The following is a 12,500-nucleotide window of genomic DNA, read 5'->3' on the forward strand; positions in this document are numbered from 1 at the left end:
AACAAACTTTTGTCCAAAAGCTTCTCAGGTTGAATTTTTACCCGTGGCACTTTCTAGCTCGAAAGTATCCCATTAATAGTTTCGCCAAAACACTTACGCTCTATGTTGGCGGAATTTTGATCAAATATAACTAATCTGACGTCCAACACTTACAAAGTTTAAACTTACCTATAAGCCAATACTTCTCAGCTAGCCACAATATTGCGGACTACGTTGCGCAATACACGTAACAAATCCATCAAACATCTCCCCCCTTCGGGGTTTAGACTCGTAAAATGCTCGATTTTTCATCTTGTTAATGTTTCAAAAGTCAGCTGCCTAGCCGAGCATAAACCAAGCTTTCATGGCTTGGTTCGTGTGTCAAATCGCTCTTTCTCTTGAACTCCTTCTTTCTTCTTCCCCCATTAAAGTCAAATGAGTCCTAAAAACACAATATTGCAACCTTAAGACCTATTTCTCACCACCATAGTCTCTACACTCAAGTCTCCAGGCTAGAAAGCACATTAAATGAGGAGAGGGAAGTATGAATTGGAATGTGGCACCAATAATGGCTTTGGTCATTTTTCTGCAAGGATGTGGCGCACAAAATAGCTCGCAAGCCATTGAACAGAAATACACAAATCACGCTTCTAAATTTGCCACTGTTGAAGGCAAACGAGTGCATTATCGAGATGAAGGACAGGGTGAGGTGGTGATTTTATTGCATGGCACTTCGTCATCACTTCACGCGTGGGAGCAATGGACTCAAATCCTCAAACAAGACTATCGCGTCGTACGTATGGACTTACCGGGTTTTGGCTTAACTGGGCATCTGCCTCAAAACCAGTACGAAATCGCTGACGATATTGCCTTTTTAAGTGCCTTTATGAGAGAGATCGACATCGAACAAGCACATTTTGTCGGTAGCTCTTTAGGAGGACGCATAGTTTGGGAATACGGTTTACAACATCCAGAGCAGGTTATAACCCTTACGTTGATAAATGCCTTAGGGTATCCACAAAAATCGTGGCCACCAGGCATTGCGATGGCCCAGTGGCCAGTCATCGACAAAATAATGGAACATGTCACTCCAAGGTTTATGTTCGAAGATGGGCTTAAAGAAGTTTACTTCGACCCGCTACTTGTGGATGCGGCGTTGATTGATCGATACTACGAACTGACTACCTACCAACAAAATCGACAGGGATTCACACGTCGCGTCAAGGCATCGCTGGATCAGGACTCGGATAAGATAACACAAATTGCCAAGCCGACTCTTATTCTGTGGGGGAAGGAAGACCGTTATTTTCCAGCTGAAAATGCGAGAAAGTTTGAGCGTGATATTCGAGGCTCTTATGCTGTAGTGTATGACGACGTTGGACACTTACCGATGGAAGAGGTCCCAGAGCGATCCGCAGAGGCGTTTAAACAGTTTATCTCGAAAGGTAAGCCTTAGGACTAACCTGGTGCCAGCGCTTGAACGCTTTGTAGAAGCTGCTGGTATCTTTAAAACCAAGACGATAGCTCAACTCGGTAACGCTTGGAGGCGGGGTTTGAGTCAGCCAACGGACTGCTAACTGCTTTCTTGTATCATCAAGAATACTCTGGAAAGAGGTATGCTCTCTTTCCAGTTTCCGGTAGAGCGTTTGTCGGCTGAAGTGTAATTGCTGTGCAACCTTGTCTATGCTAAGTAGTTCTCCATTTTCTAGTCCGTTTACTACTATGGTCCTGACTTGCTGCTGGAGAGGCTGGGTTTGCGTTAATGTCTCAAGGTGGCTTTGTGCGGTTTTTGCCATCATCGTTTTCAGATACTCACTACTTGTCGCAATGGGAAGGTTAAGCCATTTCGATTCAAATATCAGCTGGTGATAAGCACTGTTAAATTCAATGGTTTCTCCAAAAACTGGTTGATATTTATCCACATAGTGCGGAGCTAAATACCCAAACTTAGCTATGGTTAGCGGGAAGGAATGGGCACTCAGCATTCTTGCCCACATCACCACTGCACTCATGCTGCGTTCAATGGCGGCTCTAGGGTAATCATGGCGTGATTCAATGGAGAGGGTTAAGCGGCACTGCTGTCCATCGTCATCCACTTGCCAACATTCCGAAGAATTCATCAGAAAAATATTACTTTGGAACGTGTTGAATGCGTCCCTTAACGTCGCGCATTGGCTCACCCAACTCGCGAGCACACCTTTTGATTCATGGGATATAGTTCGCCCAATGATGAGTCCAATTTCGGGCGACGGATGGTGCTGTTCGAGCAGTGACCATAAGGCAACCATTTGGCTTTCTGGAAGCCGATTCGATAGCGATAGCTTAGCGCTATTTTTAATGGCCTCAAGGATTATACCGTTAAGGTGATTAGATGCTTCGACCTGTTTACGCAAAGCGGCAGGCAACAGTGAATAGGCATTTACTAAATCAATGACAGAGGCGAATGAAACGGATTTTTCGATAGTGTTATCTGCCATGAGTGTTACCAAAATCTTAAGTCATAGCTAACTAATATCGCAATTTTCATCGTCTATCAATCTAGAGTGCTTCTAAAAAGTGGTCAGTTCACAACATGTTAGCTGATTGAGGTTATCAACCATTCTCTCAAAGATCGAACTATGTCCGATATTCAAGTTGGGCTAGGGGCGCATTTGCCCCACAAAAGGTTAGGTAAGAGTCACATCATCACAGGTGTCATTTGGGTTTGTAAAACAACGAATCAGAATACGTGCTAAAGGTTTGCTGTTCGGTATTTTTTTGTGTCTGATTAAACAATTTCTTAAATGCCTGTACATAAGCGGAATCAGAAGAATATCCCGATTTGATAGCAATTTCTTGAATGCTCATTTTCGAGCTTAACAACTGCAAAGATAAAACTAGCCTAATGTTTTGTCGCCATTGTGAAAAAGATTGAGAAAACTCTTTCGAGCATAATCGAGACAGCGTGCGTTCAGATGCACCGACTGTTGTCGCCCATTCTTTTAATGTAAACGGTAAATCAGGCTGTTTTTGAAGTTGTGAGAGGCGCGTTTCGGCTTGCCTTTTTAATCGTCGGGTAAAATAAATACAGAACAAGCATAAAACACAGGCGTGACGTTCGGTTTTTAATGGAAGACATTGAAGTCATAGAGAGATAATTAAATTTTTAATTGAATAATTCATTTGCAAATAGAATTAATACTCTAAATAATTCTGTTTATACATGACTCTTTCCCATGAATAAATTGTGACTTTAATTCAAAATAAAAATAAAACCCAACTTGAAGTTGTTACTGTTATTTTAATTTAAACGTCATATTAAAATTTGTTATTTAGATGGGAGTTAGTGTTCGATGAACCTTTTTTAGCGAAATAGACTTCATGGTTAGTATGAGAATTGTTCTTTTTATAGATGCTTTTAGATGAGTGGTTTTGTTTAACTTATTGTAATATTTGGGTTTGTGCGTGGTTTCTTTGTCTGCTAGTTATGCTGACAAGACCTTTTCTTATCCAGCTTAATTTAATCACTCCTCCCTTTTATAAATTAGTTCAACCTAATTTAGTTCATTCTAAGTGCATGGTTTAAAGGGGCCTTACATAATTGTATTTTCCGAAATTTTGGGCTTTATCTCATAATTAAATAAACTTTGATATTTATTCAATAAGTAAAAGTTAAATTCCTTGCTGGTTAATTTCTTGTATAAATTAAGTGTGCTTGCAAGGGTGGGATTAATTTCAAATTGAAGGTTTATTGCAGAAATAAAATAATTAATATAAAACTAAGGAATCAAGTATGTATCTAAGAAAGAGCAGTGCTAAACAGATTCACTCTATTGGATATCGCGCGTTAGGGCTAATAATGCTTTGCTCTGGCTTATTGTTGAATCCAATTTCACAAGCCATGGCTAGTGAGTTCAGTACTGATGCAGTAGCTCAGTCAGAAAGTGAATACTGGAGCACCTATAAGCTAGATATCACAAATACAGGCTCAGATAGCGCAGATATGCGTGAAGCCGTGATCGAATTTTTATTGCCAGTAGCGATTAACGAGATCAACTGGGCGTCGAACCATCTTTCTTACCCATCATGGGAAATCTCTCATACGACGCAAGTGGATGGGGTATTGAACGCCGTGACGTTGACGTTCCCAGAAGGCTCTTGGGTTGATAGTGAGCTGGCCTTAGGTGAATCTGCGGCATTGACTATCTCTTTCGGTGGCGAACTGACAGATCTGAATGCGTTTGAGAATTCTGTTGTGGTGAAAGTGGATGGCGAAGTGGTTCCTCCACCAGAATTTTCACTGGATATTTTAGCGCCTGCTCAAAACTCAGTGGTTTACACAGGTACGAATGTTGACATCATTACGGGTGTCGAAGGTGAGGGTGCAAGCAAACTCGAGTTCTGGGCAAACAGTACCAAATTAGGTGAGCAAAACGTTGTAGAAGGTACAACAGAATACCAACAAGCTTGGCTTCCAAGCGAAGTTGGTGCAGCATCGATCACTGTGATGGCTTTCAATGACAGTGGCGATAAACTCACAGAAAAAGCAGTTCAAGTGACGGTAGAGTCAGAATCGACGGCGCCAAATCCACCTGTGATTGAGTTTATCTCGCCAGACGCAGGCTCTTCTCACCAAAAAGGTGACAGCATCACAATTTCAGCGCATGTAACAGATGCAGATGATGACTTAGCGACGGTTAAGTTCTTCGCTAACGATTCAGAAGTGTGTTCTCTTGATGCGAAAACGACCCAAGATTTCTCTTGTGACTGGACAACGCAAACGGCAGGCTCTACTACGCTTCGTGCGGAAGCAAAAGATGACGAGCAACATGTCTCTAGTAAGAATTTAACCATCACGGTGACAGGTACAAGCACCAGCTGTGGTGACATACCTCAGTACCAAGATGGTGTGGCCTATAAAGTCGGTGATGAAGTCACTAACATTGGCAATATCTACTCATGTACGGTAGCGGGTTGGTGTGGTAACCCTGTATGGACACCTGGAACCGGTCATCCAAGTTATCCTGATGCGTGGAAAGATGCCTGGGATGAAGCGGGTGAGTGTGATCCGAACCCTGTGCCAGTGGTGGACGTTCAATCACCGCAAGATGGACAGAAAATCGCACCTAACCAAGCATTCGAAGTTGTAGTCGATGCATCGGATGATACTGAAGTTGCCCGCGTTGATGTTCAATTGAATGGTCAAGTGGTTGCGACATCAAACACGCCTTCACAAGGCGATACTTACACCATCACGGTGCCTGCCCAAGTTGAAGGCCAATACACATTGACGGTTGTTGCCTACGATGACCAAGGTGCGAGTGCGGAGGCGGCGCCAATTTCTTTAGCGATTACCGATAAAGACTTGGTTGTTTCTTTGGCATCTCCTGTTGACGGCTCAAGCTACTTCGAAGGTCGTGCGATTTCGATCAAAGCAGACGCGAAGAGTTACGAAGGCGATATTTCCTCGGTAAGCTTCATCGCGAATGGTAACGAGCTGTTTAAAGACACGGAAGCACCTTATGAATATGAGTGGCTAGGTGCTCAGCAGGGTACATATGCTGTAACGGCGAAAGCGGTAAATACGGACAACCAAGAGCAAACCTCTGCAACGTCTAACATTACGGTCAAAGAAAGCACAGGCGGTGGTGACTTAGTCGATAACCCTGATCGCTCTATCAGTTACCTAACGTCTTGGGGTTTGAATGACTACCAAGAGCTGTTCAACTCAGAAGGTGATGGCTATCTATTGTCATTTGGTAAGTGGGACGCAAGCGGTAACATCACGATCTCTGATGGCATGCTAACACCACCGAATTACAATCCGGACTGGATGCCAACACAGTACCTAGCATGGTCAACGCTCAAGCATGACAATGAAAATGTCACCATGATGGTTGCGTTTGGTGGTCAAACTTACGAAAGCATTTGGTCGGCGATCAGTACGCCTGAAAGCCGTGAATCGGTTGCGAACGGGTTAGTTGATTTGGTACATACACCATTCCCTGTGTACAAAAAGAACCTAAACGCTGAAGAGGTGGAAGGCGAGTGTCTTGCAACACATTCAGACGGCAGCTGTGATTACAGCAAGTACCAGTTAGCGGGTTATGTGCACATTGATGGCCTGGACTTCGACTTTGAGAAAGCGGCGCGAATCACAGACAAAGAGAACCAAGACTTGACGGCTTTGATCAAGCTTATCCGTGAGAAGGTGGGCAATACGAAGGTTCTTTCTCTGACGACTTACCACGTAGGCGCGGATCCTGTTGAATGTATGGATGCAAGCGTGTTTGAAAACTGTTCTTACATTGAAGAGTCTGGCCGTTCATCTCACCACGGTGAAGTGATTGATCTGTTGAAAGCAACCAAGAACGACTTCGATTTCTTTAACGTGATGACATACGACGCGGGTCGAAACTTCTTATATGAAGTCGCGATGGCAAACTACGCTGAGTACATTGGAGACAAGTCGAAGATTGTTTTAGGTAATACGATAAACAGTCAGTGGTCACCAGAGCCAGGTGGTAACTTTGTCGAAACGCGCCAGAACAACCTAGACCGTGCTAAATGGCAGAAAGATAACGGCTACGGTGGCTTTTTTATGTGGGCGCTAGGCTATAACAACCAAAGTGTGAGCATGGCAGAGCAAGTGGATTACTTTAACGACATGATCAGCGTAAGTAAGTAGTACTTACCTTATCACCTACTTGAACGACGGAAGGCGCTTATGCCTTCCGTTATTTGTTCCCCAATCATTCAGAGCCCCAGATTCCCCTTGTGATAAAGGGGTTTAGCCAAAAGCGGTGAATAGTGCTTCATAACACTTCACATCGCATGCCCCCAAAGTGCGTCAGCACGATTTTCCTCGTTGATTTGGATACATGGTTTTCATTACTTGAACTCATGGCCGGAAAAAGTAAAGGGCGTGGACAAATTTAAAAATAAATTAATATAGTTGAAAATCATTGCTTTACATCGCATTTAATCTAAAAAATATATATTCAGGTTTGACCATTATTAGGTTCTATACTTATATAATAATTTCAGTTCTAACTCTAAAGGAGTATTGATGGATATGTTGGGTAAAGATTGCTTATTGCAATTAGTACTTGAACACTTTCAAGAAGATATAGCAAAGTCCGTTAACTTTGTGACTGGTGAAGTTGGAGTGGCATATTCAGACTTACCACATAATCTTGTTTTTTGTGTGAATTTATCGCTTGTCGAAAAAATTTATCCCACTAGCTAACTCGCCTCTTTTTAAATCGAGTAAAACAAAACCTCAAGGTTTAAATATGGTAACTGACAACTTTTTCTATAACGCTGAATTATATAGAGACTACAGTGAGCTTGTGATCGAAAGGCAGATACGGGGGAGTGATTTACTTATTTGTTGTTTAGATACAGGTCAATATTACGATAGTTTTTCATTGGCAATGTTACATTCTTATTACGAACAAAAGACAGAGATGATCTCATCTGGTTTTTGTCGGATTATGTCTTTGGTTGACAACAATAGTTTTAGAAAAATCAACTGTAAAGGGAACTTCAAAGAAAGGTTATTTAGTAACACCCGAGGTGAATTAGCTGAATATCTAGAGTCTAACAAAGTTAAAATGAAGAATAGTCATTTTTCCATCAATCGAAAAATAGAAAATAAAATCACATTTAATAACTTCGACCACGTTAATTTTAATCAGTACAATAGTAGGTTAGATGCGATTGTTATCGCATCATTAACCAATGAGTATCACGATATTGTCCGTAAGTATGCTCAAGACATCCTCATACCCGGAGGGCATGTTTTTATCTGTGATAACTCCCATGCACTAGAACTTAAAGGGATGCGGTGTTTGAAAAAAGGGGTTTATGTTCGTGTTTAGACTGATTCTCCTGTGGAAGCTGTCTTTGCAATCAATGGAAGAAATCAGTTCTAGCAGTAGCTGCGTGAGCTACTGCTATTCGTTTTTACGCGTAGGAAACTTCCGCTTTTCAAAGCAAATTCTTGCATCATGCAAGTTTGAATCGGTTAATTGTACACATGAGATTTTCCGAGATACCTCTGAGTTCCCGGCTCGAATTAGCCATTTCGGTAGATTCACTCGACACTAAAGTCGCCATATCACTCAAGCTGGCTACGTTACGGTTTATTTCGTTCACGGTGAGTGTTTGCTCTTCAGCAGCAGTTGCAATGTGTTGCGCCATACCTTCGATCTTATTAACTTGCTTGTTACTCTCGTCAATCTTGCATCCTGCCTGCGCTGATAGCTCTGAGGCTTTATTCGCTTTATCAACCCCTTGATGCATTACTGTAACGACATTTTCAGCGCCAACTTGCAACTTTTCTATAATATTTTGAATCTCAAGTGTGGACTCCTGAGTACGTTGAGACAGGGTTCTTACTTCATCTGCTACCACAGCAAAGCCCCGACCATGATCACCAGCCCTAGCGGCTTCAATGGCGGCGTTGAGTGCTAAGAGGTTTGTCTGTTCTGCGACTCCTCGAATAACTTCTAGAACCGTATCCACATTTTTTGCATCAAGCGCCAGCTTCTGGACTGCTTGTCCTGCAGAGGTAATGACTTCCGCCATTTCGTTAGCTTCTATCACATTATTTTGAATAATTGAGGAACTCTTCTGTGTCTCCTGCGCTGCAAACCGACTTGCTTCATTTGCTTCAACGGTTCGCCCAGCAACTTCCTCAACGGTAGCAAGCATTTCTGTCATGGCTGTCGCAAGCATATCCACGTCGTTTCTTTGCTGGTTAAGGCTATTATCTATTTGGTGTACCGAATCAGTGAGTTGCGTTGCCGACGCTGATACTTGAGTCCCAATTCCCTGAATCCCGAGCATCATTGATTGAATAGACTCTACAAACTGATTGAAATAACGAGCCAAGAAAATCAGTTCTTTGCTCCCTTCTTCGGGAATACGTTGCGTTAGATCGCCTTCACCTTTTGATAATGCTTTCATCGCAGCCAAAGTACGATTTATTGGGAGAGTGATGGTTTTGATGAAGTAACCAACGATCAGTGAGAGAACCGTTAAAATGCCTATTGCATAACCTATCGATGTCATCTCAGCTCGGTGAGTCGTCGCTTGTAAGGCCACCATATTTACACCAGAACCAACCATCCATCCCCAAGGCTCTAACATTATTGCATAACTGGTTTTTGGCTCTAGCGTTTGTTTGTTCGGGTTTTTCCAATGATAATCAATGAATCCACCACCATTTTTCGAAATGCTGTACATCTCTCTGACAAAATATTTACCCTTACTATCTTGAAGGTCCATAATATTTTTTCCTAAAAGAGAGGGGACGCCTGTAGCTATTTGCTTTCCTTCTCGATCACCTACGAAGATATAATTCCCACCATCAAATCGCATATTTGAGATGGTTTCCAATGCGCGTGCACGTGCTTCCTCTTCACTTAATTTCCCTATTGCACTTTGATTTTCATAATGCTTAATAACGCTAACGGCGCTTTGAACTAGAATTTTCACCCCTTTTTGATAACTCTCACGTACATGTTGGCGTGAGCCGTCTATATTTAAAATGGTATTTGCAAGTAAAGCGATTGCAAACAAAGCGAGAATCGCCCAAACTCTAATAGCAATCGATACGTTTTTAACTTCTTTAATTATCATGGATTTATCCCCTAACCAAAAATTCACCAACGCAAGACAAAGGTTTTATGTTAAATTAGAACCAGAATATCTTAATTTTTATATTGTAAAATTAGCACATAAAAATCATTTAGTTTGGGGTAGGATGTAAATTAAAGAGTTTTTTTGATTGATGATAGATTGAATAATTAAACTGGCTGATTATTAAGTTAATAAAATATATTTAAAAATAGAAGTTATTTAAATTGAAATATATGATTATTAGCTTCATCATAGCCGAATGTGCTTTGGTAGGTTGATATAAATCCCCTATATTTTCAGTGATTTAAATTTGTTTTACTTAATCAAACTAGATTTTTAAACCCATGCGTCACACAAATGGCTACGGCGCTATTTCTCCTTACAAAATCTCTCTTAGCATCCAATTCAACAAACACCTTTCTCATACATGTAATTGTCACCTTCAAGATGGCCCTGAGCTGTCGCAGTTTTAGAGTGGGCCAATCAATGCATTTTTAATATGTGTAATGTTTCATTTCTCGCATGTAACTCACAGACAAATCTCAAAGAAAAGGTACTCTAGTAAGTCCATGTGTTCGGCGAGTATTTTTGCATGCGTAAGCTCAAAATGGACACTTATTGCTTTGAAACTAGTGAGCTAAAGGACAGCTTGGTGGTTCCTTTAGGCTTGGCAAAGTTGGTTGTGACACTCTTACCCAAGAACATATCGTCTAAATTTGACGAAAACGGGGAGTAATTAGAAGCATTAGTTAACGCATTAAAAGACGCAAAGGCCGAAGGCATTTTACTTGAGTTGAAAGATGATGAAAGCCAAGAGCGCATTGTGTTTTCAGTGGCTTGATTGGCTAATCAATAATAAGCAATTCGACACGCTTGGTATGTGAAGTATGTATATGTTAAGTGTTGTGTTCAGTTGGTTTCAGAGGAATAAATGAAAGAGTTTAAGGTTAAGGGGGAGCAACGCGATACTCAGGTATCATGATCTTCCCGGTTCGGAAGTGCCTATTATTTTTATACATGGTATTGGCTGTGCTTCCTCGTTTGATTATCCGGCCGTTGCGGCTAGTGATTGGTTGCTTCCTCATCGGCGCATTCTTGTTGATTTGTTAGGTTCTGGGTTTAGTGATAAACCTGAGGACTTCGATTATTCCATCTGTAGCCACGCGGCTTATCTTGAGGCGTTTATTCAATCTTTGTGTTTGGATAAGTTTGTTATCTACGGTCACAGCATGGGTGGCGCTGTGTCGGTTGTGTTGGCTGAAAAAGTTCAACCACAACTGCAGGCCTTGGTGTTGAGTGAGGCCAATCTTGATTCCGGTGGCGGGTTCTTTAGCAAGAAGATTGCGAGCTACACCGAGCTTGAATATGCCAATCACGGTCACGCCCAGATAGTGCAACACAGCATCGATGACCAAAATACTCAATGGGCTGCCAGTTTAGCCGTGAATTCAGCGATAGGTACACACAGGCAAGCCGTGTCCTTGATAGAAGGGCAACTCCCGAGTTGGCGTGATAGGTTGTATTCTCTGAACGTAAACAGAACTTATATATTTGGTAGTGAATCTTTACCTGACCGCGATACAGAAGAGCTGAGTAACCACGATATAGCGATCAGCGTTGTTTCTGATGCTGGGCATTCAATGGCGTGGGAAAACGCCGATGGGCTAGCTGAAGCTATTAAGCGAGCGATACTAATAACCTAATCAGTAATTCAAGTAGACATGGTGTGTCCGGTGTGATTGAGCACCACATAAGTGTGGCAGATCCTCGGTAGGGGGAATCCATGTCATTCGTTAGATTACTTTCAAGCATCATAGTAAGGATTATATTTTGGAAGAAGTACAAGAAAAATGGATTTGTGGTTTCTGGACGAGAATCGGAGCCTTGTTTATTGACACAATATTTTTAGGTGTATTGGGGTATGTTGTCGGCTTATTTCTAGAAGATGTTTTCGTCCAGCTTGGTGAGTGGGGAAGGTTGATTGGCTTTGTTGTGTCAATTACATATTTTGGTGTAATGAATAGCTCTTTATTAAATGGCCAGACAATAGGGAAAAAGCTTCTAAATATAAGAGTTGTTGACTCATGCAATTCAACTATCAGCCTACCGAAGTCCTTTTTGAGGTATAGCTTCCTTGCCGTTCCATTTTCTCTGAATGGAACACAAATTACTAACGAAGCAGTAATCCCATATTTAATGTACCTCTTATCGTTTATCGTATTTGGTGGCTTATGCTCAATTACTTACTTATATATTTTTAATCGCGTAACCCGACAGTCATTACATGATCTTGCCGTAGGCACTTATGTCGTAAATGCAGAGGCTAGTTCTGAAGAGTTGCCATCAGTCTGGAGACCTCACTTAGTGGTGGTTACCGGCTTATTTGTTACTGCGATCCTTGTCCCCGCTCTTACTTCTGACTTAACTGAATCAGAATCGTTCAAGGGACTGTTAGTAACACAGAAAGCAATCAATAATAATGAGTCAGTAAAATATGCAGGGGTCACAGAAGGTTCAACAACTTTTGCTTCATCAAAGTCTGGCAGTAAAACAACGACATATGTGAAAGCTCAAGCTTTTCTTTATAAAGATAGTGTTCGAGATTCAGAGATCGCAAAGCAACTAGTCCAAACTATAATTTATACTTACCCAGAGTCACTAAATAAAAACTTGATTAAAGTAACTCTTACCTACGGTTATGATATTGGTATTGCTTCAAAGTGGAATAGTTATAACTACAAGTTTAATCCGCAAGAACTCAAAAGTTCGGAGTAATCGTCATCTAACAAGGCTTTAAATTTTGTTCAAATGATAGCTTCGGTGCAATTAGGTACTGCACAATTGTGGAAGATCCTCCGAAAGGGGATCCCTGTCATTCGTTATAGCTCAACGAT

The 12,500-nt window shown here is 41.5% G+C and carries 8 protein-coding genes and 1 pseudogene; 6 read left to right on the forward strand and 3 right to left on the reverse strand.

Annotation, left to right across the window (positions count from 1 at the left end):
* Positions 1-523: 523 nt before the first annotated feature.
* On the forward strand, positions 524-1,435 hold the full coding sequence (locus tag BCV39_RS13930) for an alpha/beta hydrolase (protein ID WP_102431680.1): 912 nt from the start codon (positions 524-526) through the stop codon (positions 1,433-1,435).
* On the opposite strand, the gene BCV39_RS13935 is transcribed toward BCV39_RS13930, so the two are convergent.
* Both BCV39_RS13935 and BCV39_RS13940 read right to left on the reverse strand, forming a co-directional pair.
* Positions 1,413-2,456 carry an AraC family transcriptional regulator gene (locus BCV39_RS13935; protein ID WP_102431681.1) on the reverse strand — a complete coding sequence of 348 codons (1,044 nt, stop codon included), beginning with the start codon at positions 2,454-2,456 and terminating at the stop codon, positions 1,413-1,415. The genes BCV39_RS13930 and BCV39_RS13935 overlap by 23 nt on opposite strands.
* A gap of 254 nt (positions 2,457-2,710) precedes the next feature.
* Positions 2,711-2,997, reverse strand: a pseudogene (locus BCV39_RS13940) (AraC family transcriptional regulator); the annotation flags it as partial.
* Between the two features lie 754 nt (positions 2,998-3,751).
* On the opposite strand from BCV39_RS13940, the gene BCV39_RS13945 reads away from it, so the two are divergent.
* From BCV39_RS13945 to BCV39_RS13955, 3 genes are all read left to right on the forward strand, one after another.
* Positions 3,752-6,646, forward strand: coding sequence for an Ig-like domain-containing protein (locus tag BCV39_RS13945; RefSeq protein ID WP_102431668.1), 2,895 nt, complete (start codon positions 3,752-3,754; stop codon positions 6,644-6,646).
* A 381-nt stretch (positions 6,647-7,027) separates the two neighbouring features.
* Complete coding sequence (locus BCV39_RS13950; protein ID WP_102431307.1) at positions 7,028-7,207, forward strand: hypothetical protein; 180 nt, start codon at positions 7,028-7,030, stop codon at positions 7,205-7,207.
* A gap of 46 nt (positions 7,208-7,253) precedes the next feature.
* Complete coding sequence (locus BCV39_RS13955) at positions 7,254-7,841, forward strand: SAM-dependent methyltransferase (RefSeq protein WP_102431308.1); 588 nt, start codon at positions 7,254-7,256, stop codon at positions 7,839-7,841.
* Positions 7,842-7,968: 127 nt separating this feature from the next.
* Here the strand turns inward: BCV39_RS13955 and BCV39_RS13960 are convergent, their stop codons facing one another.
* The gene (locus BCV39_RS13960; protein ID WP_102431309.1) at positions 7,969-9,606 is read right to left on the reverse strand and encodes a methyl-accepting chemotaxis protein; all 1,638 of its coding nucleotides are present in this window, start codon (positions 9,604-9,606) and stop codon (positions 7,969-7,971) included.
* A 998-nt stretch (positions 9,607-10,604) separates the two neighbouring features.
* Here BCV39_RS13960 and BCV39_RS13970 point away from each other — a divergent pair.
* The gene (locus BCV39_RS13970) at positions 10,605-11,309 is read left to right on the forward strand and encodes an alpha/beta hydrolase (RefSeq protein ID WP_241902321.1); all 705 of its coding nucleotides are present in this window, start codon (positions 10,605-10,607) and stop codon (positions 11,307-11,309) included.
* A gap of 127 nt (positions 11,310-11,436) precedes the next feature.
* Positions 11,437-12,381 carry an RDD family protein gene (locus BCV39_RS13975; protein ID WP_102433573.1) on the forward strand — a complete coding sequence of 315 codons (945 nt, stop codon included), beginning with the start codon at positions 11,437-11,439 and terminating at the stop codon, positions 12,379-12,381.
* Positions 12,382-12,500: the final 119 nt, after the last annotated feature.

This window comes from Vibrio sp. 10N.286.55.E10 (assembly GCF_002872555.1).
In the GTDB taxonomy this organism is placed as follows: domain Bacteria; phylum Pseudomonadota; class Gammaproteobacteria; order Enterobacterales; family Vibrionaceae; genus Vibrio; species Vibrio crassostreae.

Bases quoted from the DNA above. Each gene is read 5' to 3' on its own strand.
- BCV39_RS13930 (WP_102431680.1), top strand. From the start codon at position 524: ATGAATTGGAATGTGGCACCAATAATGGCTTTGGTCATTTTTCTGCAA.
- BCV39_RS13935 (WP_102431681.1), bottom strand. From the start codon at position 2,456: ATGGCAGATAACACTATCGAAAAATCCGTTTCATTCGCCTCTGTCATT.
- BCV39_RS13945 (WP_102431668.1), top strand. From the start codon at position 3,752: ATGTATCTAAGAAAGAGCAGTGCTAAACAGATTCACTCTATTGGATAT.
- BCV39_RS13950 (WP_102431307.1), top strand. From the start codon at position 7,028: ATGGATATGTTGGGTAAAGATTGCTTATTGCAATTAGTACTTGAACAC.
- BCV39_RS13955 (WP_102431308.1), top strand. From the start codon at position 7,254: ATGGTAACTGACAACTTTTTCTATAACGCTGAATTATATAGAGACTAC.
- BCV39_RS13960 (WP_102431309.1), bottom strand. From the start codon at position 9,606: ATGATAATTAAAGAAGTTAAAAACGTATCGATTGCTATTAGAGTTTGG.